Annotated in this window: 19 protein-coding genes and 1 rRNA gene; 10 read left to right on the top strand and 10 right to left on the bottom strand. The window is 60.5% G+C overall.

The window, feature by feature from the left end; genetic code table 11:
* Positions 1 to 17 precede the first annotated feature (17 nt).
* Positions 18 to 1,499 (top strand): anthranilate synthase component I, encoded by a 1,482-nt coding sequence (gene trpE / locus ACMGF5_RS06700; protein WP_046787584.1) that lies wholly within the window; start codon positions 18 to 20, stop codon positions 1,497 to 1,499.
* Between the two features lie 36 nt (positions 1,500 to 1,535).
* On the opposite strand, the gene estP is transcribed toward trpE, so the two are convergent.
* On the bottom strand, positions 1,536 to 3,425 hold the full coding sequence (gene estP / locus ACMGF5_RS06695; RefSeq protein ID WP_414157661.1) for an esterase EstP: 1,890 nt from the start codon (positions 3,423 to 3,425) through the stop codon (positions 1,536 to 1,538).
* 373 nt (positions 3,426 to 3,798) lie between these two features.
* Here estP and ACMGF5_RS06690 point away from each other — a divergent pair, with 373 nt between their 5' ends.
* The 4 genes from ACMGF5_RS06690 to ACMGF5_RS06675 are packed head-to-tail and all read left to right on the top strand — an operon-like array spanning position 3,799 to position 7,031.
* A complete protein-coding gene (locus ACMGF5_RS06690) occupies positions 3,799 to 4,392 on the top strand; it encodes an aminodeoxychorismate/anthranilate synthase component II (protein ID WP_046787586.1) in 594 nt (197 codons plus the stop codon).
* Between the two features lie 9 nt (positions 4,393 to 4,401).
* Positions 4,402 to 5,451 carry an anthranilate phosphoribosyltransferase gene (gene trpD / locus ACMGF5_RS06685; RefSeq protein ID WP_115273023.1) on the top strand — a complete coding sequence of 350 codons (1,050 nt, stop codon included), beginning with the start codon at positions 4,402 to 4,404 and terminating at the stop codon, positions 5,449 to 5,451.
* Complete coding sequence (gene trpC / locus ACMGF5_RS06680) at positions 5,448 to 6,281, top strand: indole-3-glycerol phosphate synthase TrpC (protein WP_115273022.1); 834 nt, start codon at positions 5,448 to 5,450, stop codon at positions 6,279 to 6,281. The genes trpD and trpC overlap by 4 nt, the downstream gene beginning before the upstream one ends.
* Positions 6,282 to 6,326: 45 nt before the next feature.
* Positions 6,327 to 7,031 carry a biotin/lipoate A/B protein ligase family protein gene (locus ACMGF5_RS06675; protein WP_046787589.1) on the top strand — a complete coding sequence of 235 codons (705 nt, stop codon included), beginning with the start codon at positions 6,327 to 6,329 and terminating at the stop codon, positions 7,029 to 7,031.
* Here ACMGF5_RS06675 and crp read toward each other — a convergent pair.
* Positions 7,028 to 7,672, bottom strand: a complete 645-nt coding sequence (gene crp, locus ACMGF5_RS06670; protein WP_046787604.1) for a cAMP-activated global transcriptional regulator CRP — start codon at positions 7,670 to 7,672, stop codon at positions 7,028 to 7,030. The genes ACMGF5_RS06675 and crp overlap by 4 nt on opposite strands.
* Positions 7,673 to 7,863: 191 nt before the next feature.
* On the opposite strand from crp, the gene ACMGF5_RS06665 reads away from it, so the two are divergent.
* The gene (locus tag ACMGF5_RS06665; RefSeq protein ID WP_004376171.1) at positions 7,864 to 8,286 is read left to right on the top strand and encodes an OsmC family protein; all 423 of its coding nucleotides are present in this window, start codon (positions 7,864 to 7,866) and stop codon (positions 8,284 to 8,286) included.
* A gap of 111 nt (positions 8,287 to 8,397) precedes the next feature.
* Here ACMGF5_RS06665 and ACMGF5_RS06660 read toward each other — a convergent pair whose 3' ends face one another.
* The 6 genes from ACMGF5_RS06660 to hemJ all read right to left on the bottom strand — a co-directional run bounded on the left by ACMGF5_RS06660 (position 8,398) and on the right by hemJ (position 12,829).
* Positions 8,398 to 9,438, bottom strand: coding sequence for a DUF2157 domain-containing protein (locus tag ACMGF5_RS06660; protein ID WP_115273020.1), 1,041 nt, complete (start codon positions 9,436 to 9,438; stop codon positions 8,398 to 8,400).
* Positions 9,439 to 9,448: 10 nt separating this feature from the next.
* A complete protein-coding gene (gene coq7, locus ACMGF5_RS06655) occupies positions 9,449 to 10,096 on the bottom strand; it encodes a 2-polyprenyl-3-methyl-6-methoxy-1,4-benzoquinone monooxygenase (RefSeq protein WP_414157660.1) in 648 nt (215 codons plus the stop codon).
* 66 nt (positions 10,097 to 10,162) lie between these two features.
* Positions 10,163 to 10,501: a histidine triad nucleotide-binding protein gene (locus tag ACMGF5_RS06650; RefSeq protein WP_115273019.1), complete on the bottom strand. Its 339-nt coding sequence runs from the start codon at positions 10,499 to 10,501 to the stop codon at positions 10,163 to 10,165.
* Between the two features lie 65 nt (positions 10,502 to 10,566).
* Complete coding sequence (locus ACMGF5_RS06645; protein WP_115273018.1) at positions 10,567 to 11,349, bottom strand: SDR family NAD(P)-dependent oxidoreductase; 783 nt, start codon at positions 11,347 to 11,349, stop codon at positions 10,567 to 10,569.
* 67 nt (positions 11,350 to 11,416) lie between these two features.
* Complete coding sequence (locus tag ACMGF5_RS06640; protein WP_414157659.1) at positions 11,417 to 12,373, bottom strand: NAD(P)H-dependent flavin oxidoreductase; 957 nt, start codon at positions 12,371 to 12,373, stop codon at positions 11,417 to 11,419.
* Positions 12,374 to 12,403: 30 nt separating this feature from the next.
* Complete coding sequence (gene hemJ / locus ACMGF5_RS06635) at positions 12,404 to 12,829, bottom strand: protoporphyrinogen oxidase HemJ (protein WP_046787594.1); 426 nt, start codon at positions 12,827 to 12,829, stop codon at positions 12,404 to 12,406.
* Positions 12,830 to 12,971: 142 nt separating this feature from the next.
* Between hemJ and argC the strand changes: the two genes are divergently transcribed.
* Both argC and erpA read left to right on the top strand, forming a co-directional pair.
* Entirely contained in the window at positions 12,972 to 14,006 is a 1,035-nt protein-coding gene (argC, locus tag ACMGF5_RS06630) for an N-acetyl-gamma-glutamyl-phosphate reductase (protein WP_046787595.1), read from the top strand.
* Between the two features lie 167 nt (positions 14,007 to 14,173).
* The gene (gene erpA / locus ACMGF5_RS06625) at positions 14,174 to 14,524 is read left to right on the top strand and encodes an iron-sulfur cluster insertion protein ErpA (protein WP_046787605.1); all 351 of its coding nucleotides are present in this window, start codon (positions 14,174 to 14,176) and stop codon (positions 14,522 to 14,524) included.
* Between the two features lie 59 nt (positions 14,525 to 14,583).
* On the opposite strand, the gene ACMGF5_RS06620 is transcribed toward erpA, so the two are convergent.
* Positions 14,584 to 15,675: an anhydro-N-acetylmuramic acid kinase gene (locus ACMGF5_RS06620; protein ID WP_115273016.1), complete on the bottom strand. Its 1,092-nt coding sequence runs from the start codon at positions 15,673 to 15,675 to the stop codon at positions 14,584 to 14,586.
* A gap of 3 nt (positions 15,676 to 15,678) precedes the next feature.
* Positions 15,679 to 17,097, bottom strand: a complete 1,419-nt coding sequence (locus tag ACMGF5_RS06615; RefSeq protein WP_414157658.1) for a peptidoglycan DD-metalloendopeptidase family protein — start codon at positions 17,095 to 17,097, stop codon at positions 15,679 to 15,681.
* Between the two features lie 217 nt (positions 17,098 to 17,314).
* Between ACMGF5_RS06615 and tyrS the strand changes: the two genes are divergently transcribed.
* Positions 17,315 to 18,514, top strand: coding sequence for a tyrosine--tRNA ligase (gene tyrS / locus ACMGF5_RS06610; RefSeq protein ID WP_414157657.1), 1,200 nt, complete (start codon positions 17,315 to 17,317; stop codon positions 18,512 to 18,514).
* A gap of 572 nt (positions 18,515 to 19,086) precedes the next feature.
* Positions 19,087 to 20,623, top strand: a 16S ribosomal RNA gene (locus tag ACMGF5_RS06605).
* Positions 20,624 to 20,701 lie beyond the last annotated feature (78 nt).

Below are 20,701 nucleotides of genomic sequence, written 5' to 3'. Positions count from 1 at the left end.
TTGCTCCGAGGCTACTCATGACCCGCGAAGAATTCCTGCGCCTGGCCGCTGCCGGCTACAACCGCATCCCCTTGGCCTGTGAAACCCTGGCCGACTTCGATACCCCGCTTTCTATCTACCTGAAGCTGGCAGACCAGGCCAACTCGTACCTGCTCGAGTCGGTGCAGGGCGGTGAGAAGTGGGGCCGTTATTCGATGATCGGCCTGCCGTCGCGCACGGTGATGCGTGTGCATGGCTATCACGTGAGCATTCTGCACGATGGCGTGCAGGTCGAAAGCCATGATGTCGAAGACCCGCTGGCATTCGTCGAAACCTTCAAGGACCGCTACAAGGTCGCTGACATTGCCGGCCTGCCGCGTTTCAACGGTGGCCTGGTCGGCTACTTTGGCTATGACTGCGTTCGCTACGTGGAAAAGCGCCTGGGCGCTTGCCCCAACCCTGACCCTCTGGGCGTGCCGGATATCCTGCTGATGGTTTCGGATGCCGTGGTGGTGTTCGACAACCTGGCCGGCAAGATGCATGCGATCGTACTGGTCGATCCGTCCGAAGAGCAGGCTTTCGAGCAAGGCCAGGCGCGCCTGCAAGGGCTGCTGGCCAAGCTGCGCGAACCTATCACGCCGCGACGCGGCCTGGACCTGAGCGGCCCCATGGCGGCAGAGCCGGCGTTCCGCTCCTCCTTCACCCAAGAGGATTACGAGCGCGCTGTGGACACCGTGAAGGAGTACATCCTGGCCGGTGACTGCATGCAAGTGGTGCCGTCCCAGCGCATGTCGATCGACTTCAAGGCAGCGCCCATAGACTTGTACCGTGCGCTGCGCTGCTTCAACCCGACGCCATACATGTACTTCTTCAACTTCGGGGACTTCCACGTTGTTGGCAGTTCGCCGGAAGTGCTGGTGCGGGTGGAAGACAATCTGGTCACCGTACGCCCGATTGCCGGTACCCGTCCAAGGGGGGCCAACGAGGAGGCCGACCGAGCGCTGGAAGATGACCTGCTTTCGGACGACAAGGAGATCGCCGAGCACCTGATGCTCATCGACCTGGGCCGCAACGATGTGGGCCGTGTGTCCTCCACCGGTAGCGTGCGCTTGACCGAAAAGATGGTGATCGAGCGCTACTCCAATGTCATGCACATCGTTTCCAACGTGACCGGGCAACTGGCCGAAGGCTTGACCGCGATGGATGCACTGCGGGCGATTCTGCCGGCAGGTACCTTGTCGGGTGCACCGAAGATCCGCGCGATGGAGATCATCGACGAACTGGAGCCGGTCAAGCGTGGCGTCTACGGCGGTGCGGTGGGCTACTTTGCCTGGAATGGCAACATGGATACCGCGATTGCCATTCGCACGGCCGTGATCAAGGACGGCGAGCTGCATGTGCAGGCAGGTGGCGGCATTGTCGCCGACTCGGTGCCGGCGCTGGAGTGGGAAGAAACCATCAACAAGCGCCGGGCGATGTTCCGTGCGGTGGCGTTGGCTGAGCAACGTCCTGCCGAGTAATTCACAGGCGTGGGGCCGCATGGCGGCCCCATCCGGTTAAAAGTCGACGCTGACGCCCAGGCTTATTCCTTGCTGGGTCAACTCGTCGCTCTTGCGCCAGTTGTAGTTCCCGCGCAGGTGCACCCCTGCCACCAGCTCATGGCTGACCCCAAGGCTGGCGCGAGTCAGGTCGCTCTGCGGTGTGTACCCGGTCAGCGTGAAGTCATTGGCTGGCAGTGTCGTCAGGTGCATCGTCACATCCTGCTGGTCATCCTCGAACTCATGCTCTTGCGCCACCTCGGCAAACAGCCTGGTGCTGGCCAGTACCTGCACGCTGCCCAGCAACCCTACGCCCAGGCGACGCGAAGTGCGTTCCTGGTCATCGAAGCCCAGGGCCGTCGAACGTCCGCTCTTCTCGTCATAACCATCCACCTTCACTCGCGCGTAGTCGGCGCTGATGAACGGCGCCAGCTGCCAGTCACTGCTATCGGCTGCCAGGTTGTATCCCAGTCGACCGGTCACAGCCCAGGCTTCGCCGTCGGTATCACCTTTCTCGCTTCGGTCATTCACGCCTAGGGCGAAGGTGCGTTTGAGGTCGTGATAGTCCAGGTGCCCTGCGCTCAGCACTGCGTCGGCCCACCAGCGGTCCTCACGAAACTGGGCGAAGGCACTGGCCAGGTAGCTGTCGAGCTTGTAGTCCGAGTCTTGTTCGCCTGCCTCCAGTTTCTGGCGATAGACCCCGCCGGCAAGCCCTAAGCGCCAAGCGTCGTTCAGCCGGTAGCTGCCACCCAGGGTGAGGTTGTAGCCGCGCCCGTCAGCGTTGGCAGAACTGCGCTCGCCGTCGAAGTCCAGATCTTGCGCGCCAGTGGCAACAAAGGCCTGCCATTGGCCAGCCGCCTGCCAGGGCGCCTGCCATTGATTACGTAGTTCGTCCTGATGCGCGCGCAGGCTGGCGTGGGCCATTTCCGGCAGCAGCGTCAGCTCCCAGGGTGCGGAAAGGATCGAATAGCCGTAGTCGGCAATCAGTTGCTGGCCGGCGATGGTTGGGTGTACCGAGTCGTTGAACAGCAGCTTGGTGGGGTCGGGCGTGGTGCCATTGATGCCGTACAGCGGGTTTTCCAGGCAACTGTTGCCGCTGTAGCAGGTGCCGACCAGATTCTGCCCGCTTGCCAGGCCGAATTGCGTCGGGCTGGCCAGTGCTTCGTTCAGCAGTACGGGAATGTTCAGTGGAATGATTTCGGCATCGATCTGGCCCAGTTGGCTGACCAGTGACTGGTTGAACACGCTGGACAGTTGCGACAGGGCGTTTTGCTGCGGCGTGCCGCTGAAATTCGGCGTCTGGCCGAGGTCGGGTAGCAGCCAGACCATGATGTAGCGGGCACCGCCTTGTTGCAGGGCCTGGGCGCTGGCGGCCAGGCGCGATCCTGCGACGGCGGCATCGGCAGGGCTGCTCACCAGGCCTTGCAGAAAGTCGTTGCCGCCACCGGTCAGGTAGTAGAGGGCATTGGGGTCTGCGCGCAAGCCATTGGCCAGATACCCGGGCTTGTCGCGTAGTACCAGGCCGGCAAAAGGTTGGCCTGGCGGAATGACTGTCTCGGAAGTGGTGGTGATCGAATCCAGGATCTGCTGCGTGGTGTAGCCGCCAACGGCCCAGTTGTTGCCGTCGGGGCGTATGCCGAGGGACGTGGACGGATTGAGATCTTCCGCGCTCACACCCAGGCGTGCGCCGAGGATCATCGGCGAGACAGGTGCAAAGTTGCCATTCTCATCACGGTTGGTAAAACGCATACCGGCAGTACCGCCGGTCAGGTCAGGAAATTGCCCGGCATCGCTGAGGCTGTCGCCGAAGACGATCATTGTCGAGTAAGGCGAGGGGGCTGCGAAAGCCTGGCTGCAGGCGAGCGCCAACGTAGCCAAGGTGAAACGTAGCAAAGGTGCTTTTCGCATCTGGGAACATCCTTTTCATTGTTTTTATGAGGACAACCCGATCGACCTTAGCAAATCGCGGGGCATGCCTTCCAAGTCCATTCGTTTCCCGTATTTACGGGCATATTGCGCCCGCCGCGCCGGTAGGCTACTGTGCCTGCAAGTATGAGCGAGACCTATCCCGTGTTGATCGTCAGCAAACTCTTGATGCGCGTTATCAAGGCCCACGCCCGTTGGCGTTGGCGCGCCTGACTTTATCTCTTGCCGGCCTGTCCGGCCCGCCCCCGTTTGCCTTCCTGTCCGTTTCCGAGCGCCCCTAGTGGCAACGCCGTGTCTGTTTTTGGTGTAGGAAGGTTCGACTTTTAAAGTCAGTAGATTCTAGAGGTTTAGCCCGATGTTACTGATGATCGACAATTACGACTCATTCACTTACAACGTCGTTCAATACCTTGGCGAGTTGGGTGCCGAGGTCAAAGTCATTCGCAACGACGAAATCACCGTTGCCGAGATAGAAGCCCTCAACCCTGAGCGCATCGTCGTCTCCCCTGGCCCTTGCACGCCGAGCGAAGCCGGTGTGTCCATCGAGGCCATTATGCATTTCGCCGGCAAGCTGCCGATCCTTGGGGTCTGCCTGGGCCACCAATCAATCGGCCAGGCGTTTGGCGGCGATGTAGTGCGTGCCCGCCAGGTCATGCACGGCAAGACCAGCCCGGTATATCACCGCGACCTGGGCGTGTTCGCCGGGCTCAACAACCCGCTCACCGTAACCCGCTACCATTCCCTGGTGGTCAAGCGCCAGACCCTGCCAGAGTGCCTGGAAGTGACTGCCTGGACTGCACATGACGATGGTTCGGTCGACGAGATCATGGGCTTGCGCCACAAGACACTGAACATTGAAGGGGTGCAGTTCCACCCCGAGTCCATCCTGACCGAGCAGGGCCACGAGCTGTTCGCCAACTTCCTCAAGCAGACCGGCGGCCGCCGCTAAGGACCGAGCATGGATATCAAAAGCGCGTTGAGCCGTATTGTCGGCCACCTGGACCTTTCCACCGAAGAAATGCGCGATGTGATGCGCCAGATCATGACCGGCCAATGCAGTGAGGCGCAGATCGGCGCCTTCCTGATGGGCATGCGCATGAAGAGCGAGAGCATCGACGAGATCGTTGGCGCGGTTTCGGTCATGCGTGAGCTGGCTGACAAGGTCGAGCTGAAAAGCCTTGATGGCGTAGTCGACATCGTCGGTACGGGCGGTGATGGCGCCAACATCTTCAACGTTTCCACCGCCTCCTCGTTCGTCCTGGCGGCGGCAGGCTGCACCGTGGCCAAACATGGCAATCGCGCAGTTTCCGGTAAGAGCGGCAGCGCTGACTTGCTGGAAGCTGCCGGCATCTACCTGAACCTGACACCTACCCAAGTGGGGCGCTGCATTGACAGCCTCGGTATCGGCTTCATGTTCGCCCAGAGCCATCACTCGGCCATGAAACATGCCGCAGGCCCGCGCCGCGACCTGGGCCTGCGTACCCTGTTCAACATGCTCGGCCCGCTTACGAATCCGGCTGGGGTGAAACACCAGGTGGTCGGTGTATTTAGCCAGGCCTTGTGCCGCCCGCTGGCGCAAGTGCTGCAACGCCTGGGTAGCAAGCATGTGCTGGTCGTGCATTCCAAGGATGGCCTGGATGAGTTCAGCCTGGCCGCGCCTACCTTTGTCGCCGAACTGAAGAACGACCAGATCAGCGAATACTGGGTCGAGCCTGAAGACCTTGGCATCAAGAGCCAGAGCCTGCATGGCCTGGCAGTCGAGAACCCACAGGCGTCGTTGGAGTTGATCCGTGATGCACTGGGCCGGCGCAAGACCGAGAATGGCCAGAAGGCTGCCGAGATGATAGTGCTCAATGCGGGCGCTGCGTTGTACGCCGCTGACCACGCCATGAGCCTGAAGGCTGGTGTGGATCTGGCCCACGATGTGCTGCACACCGGGCTGGCCTGGGAAAAGCTGCAGGAGCTGGGTGCCTTTACAGCGGTATTCAAGGTGGAGAACGAAGCATGAGTGTCCCGACGGTGCTGGAAAGGATCATTGCCCGCAAGTTCCAGGAAGTGGCAGAGCGCAGCGCGCGCGTCAGCCTCGCCGAAATGGAGCGCCTGGCCAAGGCGGCGGATGGCCCGCGCGGGTTTGCCAATGCCCTGATCGAGCAAGCCAAGCGCAAGCAGCCAGCGGTGATTGCCGAAATCAAGAAGGCCTCGCCGAGCAAGGGCGTGATCCGCGAAAACTTCGTGCCGTCGGAAATTGCCGTCAGTTACGAAAAGGGCGGGGCGACTTGCCTGTCGGTGTTGACCGATGTGGACTACTTCCAGGGTGCCGATGAGTACCTGCAGCAGGCGCGCGCCGCTGTTTCGCTGCCGGTGATCCGCAAAGATTTCATGGTCGACCCTTATCAGATCATCGAAGCACGCGCCTTGGGCGCAGACTGCGTGCTGCTGATCGTGTCGGCGCTCGATGACGTCAAGATGGCCGAGTTGGCCGCTACCGCCAAGGACGTCGGTCTCGACGTGCTGGTCGAAGTACATGACGGTGACGAGCTGGAGCGTGCGTTGAAAACGCTTGATACCCCGCTGGTGGGGGTCAACAACCGTAACCTGCATACTTTCGAAGTCAGCCTGGAGACCACTCTTGACCTGCTGCCACGCATCCCCCGGGATCGCCTGGCCATCACCGAGAGTGGCATTCTCAACCGTGCCGATGTCGAGTTGATGGAAATCAATGACGTTTACTCGTTCCTGGTGGGTGAGGCGTTCATGCGGGCCGAGCAGCCGGGGTTGGAACTGCAGCGGTTGTTCTTCCCTGAACAGGTGAAGAAGACTGTGCAGCAACTGGACTAAGCAACGTTGAAGCCGGCGATCGCCGGCTTTATCGAAGGTGGATCAATGACCGATCAACCCCTGGCCCTCACCGTCGAGCAGGGCCTGCACGCCGAGCAAGATCTTTTGGCTGCGGTCTGCCGTGGCGAAACCGAAAGTGGTGTGCTGTTCTGGCGCCCGACGGATCATGCGCTGGTCATGCCACGGCGCATGAGCCGCCTGGACAACTTCGAGGCAGCCTGCTCGGAGTTGGCGATCGCTGGCTGGCCAGTGCTGTTGCGTGAAACCGGTGGTGAGCCGGTACCTCAGTCGCATTCGACAGTGAATGTGGCGCTGGTGTATGTCGCTCCACGCAGCGAAGGCGACCATGGCCGTATCGAGAACGCGTATGAACGCCTCTGCCTGCCGTTGTGCGATGTGCTGCGCGAATGGGGCGGTGTGGCTTCGGTGGGCGAGATCGACGGGGCCTTCTGCGACGGCCGCTATAACGTCAACCTCAATGGCCGCAAGCTGGTGGGGACTGCCCAGCGCTGGCGCCAGGGGCTGGGTGGAAAACGGCCGGTGGTGCTGGTGCATGGTGCGTTGTTGCTGGATAACGAGCGCGAGTCGATGGTCGCGGCGGTCAATCATTTCAATGAATGTTGCGGGCTCGAGCAGCGCTGCCGGGCCGATAGTCATATTGCCCTGCACGAAGTGGCGCCCGCTGTACCATGGTTCGAGCGCCTGTCGAAGGCTTACAGCGAAGTGCTTGCAGCGCTGCCCAAGGACTAACGGGTACCGTAAACCACCATGGTCTTGCCCTTGACCTGGACCAGGCTGCGTTCCTCGAGGTCCTTGAGCACGCGGCCGACCATTTCTCGCGAGCACCCGACGATACGGCCAATTTCCTGGCGGGTGATCTTGATTTGCATGCCGTCCGGGTGGGTCATGGCGTCTGGCTGCTTGCACAGGTCCAGCAGGCAACGGGCGACCCGGCCGGTAACGTCGAAGAAGGCCAGGTCGCCCACCTTGCGCGTGGTGTTGCGCAGGCGCTGGGCCATCTGGCTGCCGAGGGCGTAGAGAATCTCCGGGTCCTGGCGGGCCAGGTCGCGAAACTTGTCATAGCTGATCTCCGCCACCTCGCACTCGGTCTTGGCGCGCACCCAGGCGCTGCGCTGCTGATCGCTGCCGGCGGGTTCGAACAAACCCAGTTCGCCGAAGAAATCGCCACTGTTGAGGTAGGCGATGATCATCTCGTGGCCTTCGTCATCCTCAATGAGGATGGTGACTGAACCCTTGATGATGAACGACAGCGTTTCGGCCCGGTCACCCGCGCAGATGATGTTGCTCTTGGCGGTGTAGCGGCGGCGCTGGCAGTGCATCAGCAGCTTGTCGATGTTCTTGATCTTGGCGGGTAGGGCTGAGGCAACCATCACGAAATCCTGTTCGATACGACCCATAGGCTCTGGTGGGGAGTCGGCTAACGCGACGCGTCAGTCAATTGGCGCCAGCTTATCAGACACTGCAGGATGTTTCGGCACAAATGCCAAACGTGTGGAGCTTTTCCGACAGCCACACAAGGCTTAAGCTGACACCCTTTTGCGAGATTCAGGAGTACGGACAGATGAAGGCACGCATCCAATGGGCCGGTGAAGCGATGTTCCTTGGCGAATCGGGGAGCGGGCACGTCGTGGTGATGGACGGCCCACCCGAGGCTGGGGGCCGCAATCTGGGCGTGCGCCCGATGGAAATGCTCCTGCTCGGCCTGGGTGGCTGCAGCAGCTTCGACGTAGTGAGTATCCTGAAGAAATCGCGCCAAGCGGTGGAAAGCTGCGAAGCCTTCCTGGAGGCCGAGCGCGCCAGCGAAGACCCGAAGGTGTTTACCAAGATTCATATGAACTTCGTGGTCAAAGGGCGCGGGCTGAAAGAGGCTCAGGTCAAGCGCGCGGTGGAGCTGTCGGCGGAAAAATATTGCTCGGCGTCGATCATGCTGGAGCGCGCGGGCGTGGAAATCACCCACGGCTACGAGATCGTTGAGCTGGGTTGAGACTTGTGGGCTGCTGCGCAGCCCTTTCGCGACACAAGGCCGCTCGAAGGTTCGCGGTCTGTGGGCGCGGCCTTGCGTCGCGAAAGGGCCGCAAGGCGGCCCCGGCGCTCTTCAGTTGCGCAAGGCTGGGAGAGCCACTACCAGCCAACGAGGTACGCAACGCCTCAATGACTGGCTGAGGTGCTCCCGGCGCTTTTGATAACCCAGCCCCAGCCCGATCACCCCCAACCCGATCAAGGTCAGCACCACCGGGAACAGCAGCGACTCGGCAAATACCTCGTAAGACAGGTAGCCAAGATAAGCCGCCACCCCCAGCGCCCCGAACACCATGAACACCGGCCGGCGCAGCAGCACCGCCATTGCCATCAGACCCAGGTTGATCAGACAGTACAGCGCCTTACCCAGCTCGCTGTCGCTTTCGATCATCGTCAGCCCACCCCAGAACGCTGCCAGCCCTGCCAGGTAACCCCAGTGGGCGTAATCCTCATGCGTGCGCCCGTCGACCACCAGAAACACCATGAGCAGCCCGAGCCCGAACCACAGCGAAACCGTGCGCCGCTGTTCCCAGCTGAACGGCGAGCCGAACACCCACTCGCTAAGGTCCATCGACATGAACCATAAGGCCACGGCAATCGGCATCACGATAAACGGGTAGGGGATCAGGCGCAGCATCAACAAACCGGCGACCACCGTGGCCGCCTCCATCATCAGCCATCCGCCCTGCACATAGGTGTAGTACTGGTGATAGTCCGTTTGCCGATCGTCCAGTGGCCACCACCCGGCCAGGCGTTCGATGGCAAAGACAGCCAGGGGCACGATGCTTACCGCGACCGCCGCCAAGACGCCAGCTGCGATGGGTTGCTGGCGTTTTTGCAGGTTGAGGGCGAACAGGGTGAGAAGACCGATGTAAAGAACGGCGATGGCCAGCAGCGCCCAATCACCGATTCGCATCCAGGCTTCGGTCAGCAGCCAGCCCATCGCCCCCATGATCAGTAGGGCGCCGAAATAGAAGGCGACGTGTGCCAGCTGGAAACTGCCACGAGCTGCTGGCTGCTGGCGCAGAAAGTCCAGCAGGGCCTTGTCCTGGCCCGGCTGGAGAACTCCTGCTTGTACGGCGCGCGCCAGGTCCTTGGCGTCGATACGGTCCGTCATTGGCGTGCCCTTAGATGCGGTAAGTGCTTTTGGTCATGACCTTGGCCAGCATGCTCATACCGAAACGTACGGGCGCGGGGAAGCGATAGCCACCTGCTTCAAGGGCCGAATCGGCGTGTTGCTCTTCGTCGGCGCGCATCTGCTCGAGAATGGCACGGGACTTTTCGTCCTCATGGGGGATCTGCTCCAGGTGTTCGTCCAGGTGTTTGCACACCTGATGCTCGGTGGCAGCGACGAAGCCCAGGCTGACCTTGTCGCTGACCATGCCGGCGAGCGCGCCGATGCCGAACGACATGCCGTAGAACAGCGGATTGAGCACGCTGGGGTGGCTGCCCAATTGACGGATGCGCTGTTCGCACCAGGCCAGGTGGTCGATTTCTTCCTCGGCCGCATGCTCCATTGCCTTGCGCACCTGGGGCAGCTTGGCGGTCAGGGCCTGGCCTTGGTACAGCGCCTGGGCGCAGACCTCGCCGGTATGGTTGATGCGCATGAGCCCGGCGATGTGGCGGGTCTGGCTTTCGTCGAGCTCGACGTCGGGCTGGACAATGGCCGGAGACGGCCGGGAGGGTTGGCCGCTGAAGGGCAGCAAGGTGCGCATGGCGGTATCGGCCTGCAGCAACAAGCGGTCGAGCGGCGAATAGTGACGTTCGGTAGCCATCGGGCACCTCCGCTGAAGTGATGCCCGACAGTTTACCTCAATCGCCCGGGGTGGGCTTGCCTTGGGTCAGCCCGGTGGCCAGTGCATCTGGCGCTGGCCGAGCACGTGCATGTGGATGTGGTAGACGGTCTGGCCGCCTTGCTCGTTGCAGTTCATGACCACGCGGAAGCCATCGTCGCAGCCAAGCTCCTTGGCCAGGCGCTGGGCGGTGAACAGGATGTGGCCGGCCAGGCCCTTGTCCTCTTCGGTCAGGTCATTGAGCGTACGGATGTGTTTTTTCGGGATGACCAGAAAGTGCACCGGCGCCTGGGGCGCGATGTCGTGGAAGGCCAGAACCTGGTCGTCCTCGTAGATGATCTTCGCCGGGATTTCCCGGTTGATGATCTTGATGAATAAATCGTCCACAGCACTTGCTCCAAGGTGAGTGTCCTGGCCGAGTGTACTTAGCCAGGCGCCGCTCGCCCAGTGGGCTATTCCATTCCGACCGGGCAGTAACGGCGGTGGATGAAGCCTGCAAGCTTGCGCGCCAACCAGCGGGGCAACAGGCGCGGGGCGAATGCCAGCCAGCGGTTGCGGCGAACCGGAATGATCAGCGCCCGGTTTTTCGCCAATGCGCGCACGGTGTACAGCGCCACCTCTTCGGGGCTGAGGCAGCGGCTGCTGCCCTCGAGCCTGGGAATACGCCGGCGCGAAGAGCGCACCGGGCCGGGGCAAAGGACCGAAACCTTGATGCCCGTGGGCTTGAGCTCTTCGCGCAGGGCTTCGGTGAAATGCAGCACATAGGCCTTGCTGGCGGCATAGGTGGCCATCCAGGGGCCTGGCGCTACGGCGGCCAGGCCGGCGACATTGAGGATCTGCCCACCACCCTGTACTGCCATGAGGTTGCCGATGGCATGGCACAGGCGGCTCATGGCGAGAATGTTCACCTCCAGCAGGTCTTGCTCGTCTGCCCACTCGTGGGCGAGAAACGGGCCATAGGTACGTTGGCCGGCGCAGTTGACCAACAGGTCGATGCGCCGCTCGCCCTCTTCCAGCTCGAGTACGAAACCGGACAGGCGCAGCGGTTGGCTGAGGTCGCAGGCGCGTAGCAGTACTTCGACGCCGAAGCGCTGGGTCAGCTCGATGGCTACCGGCTCAAGGGTTTCACGGTGGCGTGCCACCAGGATCAGATTGCGCCCGCGCCGCGCCAGAGCTTCCGCCAGGGCCAAGCCCAGGCCGCTGGAAGCACCAGTGATCATGGCGTAACGGGTCATGCAAGGCTCCTGAGGGCTAAAGAGGGCGCCTAGTGTACAGCGTGGCCAGGCCAGGTGTTGCCTTTTGCTACAAGGCCTTGGCGCGTAACGCCTGGCTGCGCTCCAGGGCTGCTCTGTATTCGCCGTGCAGGCGCTCGATCAGTGCTGCGGCGCCGGGCAGGTCATGGATATCTCCGACGCCTTGCCCGACAGACCATACTGTCTTCCAGGCCTTGGCTTCATCATCGATTGGCTTGAGTTTGCCCTGTTCCTGGCCGGCCTTCAGTGCGGCCATGTCAAACCCAGCCTGTTCAAGGCTCTGGCGCAAAAAGCTTGCCGGTATGCCGGAAACCGCTGAGGTATGGACGATGTCCGCTGCATGGGCGCCGAGCAGCATCTGTTTATACGCCTCTTGGGCATGGCTCTCCTGGGTGGCAATGAAGCGAGTCCCCATGTAGGCCAGGTCCGCGCCAAGCAACTGGGCGGCGAGTATTTCATGGCCGTGGTTGATGCAGCCGGCCAATAGCAGGGTCTTGTCGAAAAACTGGCGGATTTCGGCCGCAAGGGCGAACGGGCTCCAGGTGCCAGCATGCCCGCCTGCACCTGCCGCCACCGCGATCAGGCCATCGACGCCGGCCTGTGCAGCTTTCTCAGCGTGACGCCGGGTGGTCACATCATGGAACACCAGGCCGCCATAGCCGTGTACGGCATCGACGACTTCCTTCACCGCGCCAAGACTGGTGATGACTATAGGCACCTGATGCTCGACACACAGGGCAAGGTCAGCCTGCAGGCGCGGGTTGGATGGGTGGACGATCAGATTGACCGCATAAGGGGCTGGCGCCTGCAGCTGCCCAAGGCCCGCTTCGATCTCCTCGAGCCAGCCCTTGAAACCGGCACTGTCGCGCTGGTTCAGGGCGGGGAAACTGCCGACCACGCCGTTGCCGCAGCAGGCCAGGACCAGCTGGGGGTTGGAGATCAGGAACATCGGCGCCGCCACCACGGGCAAGCGCAGGCGTTGTTCGAGCGAAGCAGGCAATGACATGGGCGGGGCTCCTGTACAGTGCGATTGTCGTCAGAACGGTTTGACCACCACAAGAATCACGATGGCCAGCAGGAACAGCACGGGTACCTCGTTGAACCAGCGGTAGTAAACGTGGCTGCGGGTGTTGGCACCGGTGGCAAAGCGTTTGCGCTGGGCGCCGCACATGTGATGGTAGCCGGTGAGCAGGAGCACCAGTGTCAGCTTGGCGTGCAGCCAGCCCTGGCTCAGCCAGCCTGGCGTGAGATAGAGCATCCAGGCGCCGAACACGTAGGTGGCAATCATCGCCGGGTTCATGATGCCGCGGTACAGCTTGCGCTCCATGGTCACGAAGCGGTCCTGGCTGATGCTGTCCTGGCTTTGGGCGTGGTAGACGAACAGCCGGGGCAGGTAGAACAGACCGGCGAACCAGCAGACGACGCTGACGATGTGCAGCGCTTTTATCCATAGGTAAAGCATGGAGAGAGTTCCTTCAGGTATTCACGGTCGTCAGATAGTAGAGGCCAAGCGCCCGAAGGGTCACCCGAAGAGTTGTTACAGGCGCCTTGCGCCCCTATCATCGTGCGCTTTCCAGACGGCTCGTTGATAAGGGGCAAGCGTTATGATCAAGGTCGGTATCGTCGGCGGCACGGGTTACACCGGCGTCGAACTGTTGCGTCTGCTGGCACAGCATCCACAGGCCGAGGTGGCGGTCATCACTTCGCGCTCCGAGGCGGGCGTAGCGGTCGCCGACATGTATCCGAACCTGCGCGGCCACTATGACGGCCTGGCTTTCAGCGTGCCGGACAGCAAGGCTCTGTCAGCCTGCGACGTGGTCTTCTTCGCCACCCCGCACGGTGTCGCCCACGCTTTGGCCGGTGAGTTGCTGGCTGCCGGGACCAAGGTCATTGACCTGTCCGCCGACTTCCGCCTGCAGGACGCTGCCGAGTGGGCAAAATGGTACGGGCAGCCGCACGGCGCGCCGGAGTTGCTCAAGGATGCGGTCTACGGCCTGCCTGAAGTCAACCGTGAGAAAATTCGCCAGGCGCGCCTGATCGCTGTGCCGGGCTGCTACCCGACCGCTACCCAGTTGGGCTTCCTGCCGCTGCTTGAAGCTGGCCTGGCCGACCCGTTGCGCCTGATCGCCGACTGCAAGTCGGGTGTCAGCGGCGCCGGTCGTGGCGCCGCCGTGGGTTCGCTGTTCTGCGAAGCTGGCGAGAGCATGAAGGCCTACGCGGTCAAGGGCCACCGTCACTTGCCGGAAATCAGCCAAGGCCTACGCCTGGCTGCAGGCACGGACATCGGCCTGACCTTCGTGCCGCATCTGACCCCGATGATCCGCGGCATTCACTCGACCCTGTACGCGACAGTGGCCGATAAGTCGGTCGACTTGCAGGCACTGTTCGAGAAGCGCTACGCAGACGAGCCGTTCGTCGACGTGATGCCAGCGGGCAGCCACCCGGAAACCCGTAGCGTGCGCGGTGCCAACGTCTGCCGTATCGCCGTTCATCGCCCGCAAGGTGGTGACCTGGTGGTAGTGCTGTCGGTCATCGATAACCTGGTCAAGGGCGCGTCAGGCCAGGCGGTGCAGAACCTGAACATCCTGTTCGGCCTGGACGAGCGCATGGGCCTGTCCCATGCGGGCCTGCTGCCCTGACAGCAGCCACAAGCGGCAAGCGGCAAGCTCTAAGCTGCAAGTGAGCGTATTGCGTTCAGCTTGGAGCTTGTCACTTGCTGCTTACGTATTGTTGACCGATTTTCTCGGAGAAGCGGATAATGCGCGTCATCGAGTTTTATGGCGGCTACTGCGCCGGGAGAATCAACATGAGCGTCGAAACCTTCACCCCCACGGCTTTGGAATTTACTCACGGCGCCGCGCAAAAGGTGAAGACCCTGGTTTGCGAGGAAGGCAATGATCGCCTGAAGCTGAGGGTTTTCGTGACCGGTGGCGGCTGCTCGGGTTTCCAGTACGGCTTCACCTTCGATGAAGATGTGGCCGAAGATGACACCATCGTCGAGCGCGAAGGTGTATCTCTGGTGGTAGATCCTATGAGCTTCCAGTATCTGGCGGGCGCGGAGGTGGATTACCAGGAAGGCCTTGAGGGCTCGCGCTTCGTGATCAAGAACCCGAATGCCGCTACCACTTGTGGCTGCGGCTCTTCCTTCTCGATCTGAAGCCCGGTGGTACAAAAAACGCCGCGCATTTGCGCGGCGTTTTCGTTGCGATCGCAAGGTCAGGCCGGGTAGATCGCGCCGAGAACCCGCAGCCCCTTGGCTGCCGTCACGCTGGGGCGGTTGGCGGCGATGCCTTCCAGGCAGCAGTGGGCCAGCCAGGCAAATGCCATGCCCTCGACCCAGTCGGGGTCTACGCCATATGCCTGGGTGCTGGTGACCCGGGCATCGGGTAGCAGCGCGTCAAGGCGAGCCATCAATGCACCGTTACGTGCACCGCCGCCACATACAAGCAGCGCTTCTGTGCCTTGCTGTGCATCGCGCAAGGACTCGATGATGCTGCGCGCCGTCAGCTCAAGCAGCGTGGCCTGAACATCTTCGTCACGATAATGCGGCATGCGAGCGAGATGGCCATCCAGCCAAGGCAGGTTGAACACTTCGCGGCCAGTACTCTTAGGGCCGCTGCCGGCGAAGAAAGGGTCGCTCAGCAACGCGTCCAGCAAATCGGTCTGGACCACTCCAGTAGCTGCCCAGGCGCCGTCTGCGTCATAAGCCTGGCCGCGTTTACGCTCGACCCAGGCATCCAGCAATACATTGCCGGGGCCGCAGTCGAAACCGTGGACCGGCTTGTCGTGCTCGATCAGGCTGAGGTTGCTGAAACCGCCTACGTTGAGCACTGCCAGCCGCTGGCCAAGACGGCCGAACAGGGTTTCATGAAACGCGGGCACCAACGGAGCGCCTTGGCCGCCAGCAGCCACATCGCGCCGGCGGAAGTCGGCTACCACTGTGATCCCGGTCAGCTCGGCGAGTAATGCCGGGTTGCCGATCTGCACGGTAAAGCCACGGGCAGGCTCGTGGCGGATGGTCTGGCCATGGCTGCCGATGGCGCGGATGGCGTCAGGCTGCAGCCCCTGTGTTTTCAGTAGCTGCTGTATACCTTCCGCGGCCAGGCTGGCCCAGCGGTTTTCCGCCAACGCTGCACGTGCGATTTCGTCAGGGCCGCTGGCGCACAGGGCTAGCAGTTGCTGACGCAGGTCGGCGGGCATTGGCAGGTAGTGGGTGGCGAGCAGCTTCAGCTGCTCGCCTTGCTCGATCAGTGCAATGTCCAGGCCGTCGAGGCTGGTGCCAGACATTACTCCCAGGTAGAGCGCCATAGCTCAGCGCTTGTTCGCTGCGAGCATGGTGGCCTTTTCCTGATCCATGCGCGCGATCAGTGGCTTGCTCTGCTGCAAGAACCGCTGACGTTCGGCCTTGGCGATCGGATCGGACATCGGTACCTTCTGGCTCAGCGGGTCGACGTGGACGCCATTGACCTGGAACTCATAGTGCAGGTGCGGCCCTGTAGACAGGCCGGTGGTACCGATATAACCGATGATCTGCCCCTGCTTCACACTGCTGCCGGTCTTGATGCCTTTGGCAAAGCCCTGCATGTGCCCGTAGAGAGTTTTGTACCGGTTGCCGTGGGCGATGATCACTGTGTTGCCGTACCCACCGCGACGGCCGGCCAGCTCGATGCGACCGTCACCGGCTGCCTTGATTGGTGTGCCGCGTGGCGCGGCATAGTCGACGCCCTTGTGTGCGCGGATCTTGTTCAGAATCGGGTGCTTGCGGCCAGCGGAAAACCGCGAGCTGATACGGGCAAAGTCCACGGGGGTACGGATGAACGCCTTGCGCAGGCTGTTGCCGTCGGCTGTGTAGTAGCTGGTGTTGCCCTGCTTGTTGGTGTAGCGCACCGCAGTGTAGGTCTTGCCGCGGTTGGTGAAGCGGGCGGACAGGATGTTGCCTGTACCGATCACCTTGCCATCCATGACTTTCTGCTCGTAGACGACGTCGAATTCGTCACCCTGGCGGATGTCCTGAGCGAAATCGATGTCGTAGCCCAGTACTTTGGCCATGTCCATGGTCAGGCTGTGCGACAGGCCGGCACGCTGGGCCGAGGCCGACAACGAACTTTTGATCACGCCGTGGGCGTAGGCAGTACGTACCAACGGCTTGCTGATTTCGCGGTCGAAGCTGTAGCCCTTGGCGGTCTTTGTCAGGCGGATGGTCTCGAGGGTACTGACCTTGCTTTGCAGGCTGGCCAGTTGGCCGTCCTTGTCGAGTTCGAATTGCAGCACCTGGCCATGCTTGAGCTGGCTGAACTGCTTGGCCTGCTTATTGCTGGCCAGCAGGTCGTGCACCGCATTGGCTGGCAGGCCGACTTTTTCGAACAGGGTGGACAGTGTATCGCCACGCGCCACGGTGACTTCGCGATGCCCAGGCTCCTTGGCCTCTTGTGTCTGCTCTAGGGCTGGGAGTTCTTGAGTAGCTTGCTCGGTTTTGGAGTCGGCACCTTCGATTTGTGCGAACGGTGAGCCTTGATCTGCTTCGCTCTGCACCAGTGGCGCGGCACCGGGCTCGCCCTTCAGTTGTTCTGCCGGGCTTTCCAGCTCGAGGCTGAGGGTGGTCTTCTTGGCTTCGACTTCGCTGGACGGAAATACCAGCAGAGCCAGGCTGAGCAGGGCGGCGATGCCGCTGGCGGCCAGCAGATGGCTTTTCGGATAAAGCGGTGGCGCTTTAGGCGTTTCGTCGGTCATAGGTAAGGTGGCTTTTTGAAGAAAAGTGAATATGGAAAAGATGAATGACATGATGAAGATGAAATAACTGTATAAAATATAACCAAATCCAATTTCACGCAAGGGCGCGTAGACGCCGCGAGGCTGCGGTCAGGTCACATCCCGTTGCGAAACTTGTATTTGATGGCCGATCTTGTATGGTTGGCTCCCCTTGAATCTGAGCCTTGCGGGTCTGTCTATGAAGTCGGTTGAAGAGCAGCTGGCGCTTATCAAGCGCGGTGCGGAAGAAGTGTTGGTCGAGTCGGAACTGGTCGAGAAGCTCAAGCGCGGCCAGCCTCTGCGTATCAAAGCAGGTTTCGATCCGACTGCGCCCGACCTGCACTTGGGGCACACCGTGCTGATCAACAAGCTGCGCCAGTTCCAGGAGCTGGGTCATCAGGTCGTCTTCCTGATCGGCGACTTCACTGGAATGATCGGTGATCCGAGTGGCAAAAGCGCGACGCGCCCGCCGTTGACCCGTGAGCAGGTGCTGGATAATGCCGAGACCTACAAGCAGCAGGTGTTCAAGATTCTCGACCCGGCCAAGACCGAGGTCGCGTTCAACTCCACCTGGATGGACAAGCTGACACCGGCGGACTTCATTCGCCTGGCGTCGCAGTACACGGTGGCGCGCATGCTTGAGCGCGACGACTTCGACAAGCGCTATACCACCAATCAGCCGATCGCCATCCATGAGTTCCTTTACCCGCTGGTGCAGGGGTACGACTCGGTAGCCCTCAAGGCTGATGTGGAGCTGGGTGGTACCGACCAGAAGTTCAACTTGCTGATGGGGCGCGAGCTGCAGCGCGCCTACGGCCAGGAAGCGCAGAGCATCGTGACCATGCCGCTGCTCGAAGGGCTGGACGGCGTTAAGAAAATGTCCAAGTCGCTGGGCAACTATGTAGGTATCCAGGAAGCGCCTGGGGTGATGTACAGCAAGCTGGTGTCGATCCCGGACACGCTGATGTGGCGTTACTTCGAATTGCTGAGCTTCCGCTCCATGGAGGAGATCGAGCAGTACCGTGCTGATGTCGCCAATGGTGCGAACCCGCGCGACATCAAGATCAAGCTGGCGGAAGAGCTCGTTGCGCGTTTCCATGGTGAAGAGGCGGCTGCCAACGCCCACCGTGCGGCGGGTAATCGCATGAAAGAGGGAGAGTTGCCGGAAGATCTGCCCGAGATTGAAGTGGCCGCGGCTGAAGACTTGCCGATCGCTGCTGTGCTGAACCGTGCTGGCCTGGTGAAGAACTCGGCGATGGCGCGCGATCTGCTCAATGGTGGTGCGGTCAAGGTTGATGGGGCGGTGGTCGAGCGTGACTTCATGTTTGCGATTGGCGCCACTCATGTGTGTCAGGCGGGCAAGAAGGCGTTTGCCCGGGTTACGCTCAAGGCGGAGTGAGCGTCTGGTGGCGTAGCTATATATAGAAGCGGGGAGGCCTACAGGCCTCCCCGCTTTGTTTTAGGCGATATCAAGGTTTATTGAAATTAAGCCTTGACGGGCGTTCGAATCCCCTTATAATGCGCCCCACTTCCAGCGTAGTCGGAACGAGAAACTCCTTGAAATTCAAAGAGTTGCTTAATCCAGGTAGTGCTGGTGGTGCTTCGGTCGTCTGATCGATAGCGGTGAAATGGTGGTTGACAGCGCTTCTAAACGCTGTATGATTCGCCTCCCGCTACGAGAGATCGCAGCGAGCCAAGTGTTTGAAGTTGAACGAGTTTCTCGCAAAAAACTTCAAAATAAACGCTTGACAGGCTCTGAGGAAAGCGTAGAATGCGCGCCTCGGTTGAGACGAAAAGCTCTTAACCAAACGCTCTTTAACAAATCGAATCAAGCAATTCGTGTGGGTGCTTGTGAGTACGGACTGATAGTCAGAAAGATTATCAGCATCACAAGTGACCATGCGAGAAATCACATAGTCATTTGAGATTGCTGAGCCAAGTTTAGGGTTTCTTAAAAACCCAAGCAGTATTGAACTGAAGAGTTTGATCATGGCTCAGATTGAACGCTGGCGGCAGGCCTAACACATGCAAGTCGAGCGGATGATGGGAGCTTGCTCCTTGATTCAGCGGCGGACGGGTGAGTAATGCCTAGGAATCTGCCTGGTAGTGGGGGACAACGTTTCGAAAGGAACGCTAATACCGCATACGTCCTACGGGAGAAAGCAGGGGACCTTCGGGCCTTGCGCTATCAGATGAGCCTAGGTCGGATTAGCTAGTTGGTGGGGTAATGGCTCACCAAGGCGACGATCCGTAACTGGTCTGAGAGGATGATCAGTCACACTGGAACTGAGACACGGTCCAGACTCCTACGGGAGGCAGCAGTGGGGAATATTGGACAATGGGCGAAAGCCTGATCCAGCCATGCCGCGTGTGTGAAGAAGGTCTTCGGATTGTAAAGCACTTTAAGTTGGGAGGAAGGGCATTAACCTAATACGTTAGTGTTTTGACGTTACCGACAGAATAAGCACCGGCTAACTCTGTGCCAGCAGCCGCGGTAATACAGAGGGTGCAAGCGTTAATCGGAATTACTGGGCGTAAAGCGCGCGTAGGTGGTTTGTTAAGTTGGATGTGAAAGCCCCGGGCTCAACCTGGGAACTGCATCCAAAACTGGCAAGCTAGAGTACGGTAGAGGGTGGTGGAATTTCCTGTGTAGCGGTGAAATGCGTAGATATAGGAAGGAACACCAGTGGCGAAGGCGACCACCTGGACTGATACTGACACTGAGGTGCGAAAGCGTGGGGAGCAAACAGGATTAGATACCCTGGTAGTCCACGCCGTAAACGATGTCAACTAGCCGTTGGAATCCTTGAGATTTTAGTGGCGCAGCTAACGCATTAAGTTGACCGCCTGGGGAGTACGGCCGCAAGGTTAAAACTCAAATGAATTGACGGGGGCCCGCACAAGCGGTGGAGCATGTGGTTTAATTCGAAGCAACGCGAAGAACCTTACCAGGCCTTGACATGCAGAGAACTTTCCAGAGATGGATTGGTGCCTTCGGGAACTCTGACACAGGTGCTGCATGGCTGTCGTCAGCTCGTGTCGTGAGATGTTGGGTTAAGTCCCGTAACGAGCGCAACCCTTGTCCTTAGTTACCAGCACGTTATGGTGGGCACTCTAAGGAGACTGCCGGTGACAAACCGGAGGAAGGTGGGGATGACGTCAAGTCATCATGGCCCTTACGGCCTGGGCTACACACGTGCTACAATGGTCGGTACAGAGGGTTGCCAAGCCGCGAGGTGGAGCTAATCTCACAAAACCGATCGTAGTCCGGATCGCAGTCTGCAACTCGACTGCGTGAAGTCGGAATCGCTAGTAATCGCGAATCAGAATGTCGCGGTGAATACGTTCCCGGGCCTTGTACACACCGCCCGTCACACCATGGGAGTGGGTTGCACCAGAAGTAGCTAGTCTAACCTTCGGGAGGACGGTTACCACGGTGTGATTCATGACTGGGGTGAAGTCGTAACAAGGTAGCCGTAGGGGAACCTGCGGCTGGATCACCTCCTTAATCGACGACATCAGCCTGCTGATGAGCTCCCACACGAATTGCTTGATTCATTGTCGAAGGCGATCAGGACCTAAATAT

Source organism: Pseudomonas sp. BNK-15, from assembly GCF_047456105.1.
GTDB lineage: Bacteria > Pseudomonadota > Gammaproteobacteria > Pseudomonadales > Pseudomonadaceae > Aquipseudomonas > Aquipseudomonas putida_E.
This window is presented reverse-complemented; position numbering and strand designations above follow the sequence as displayed.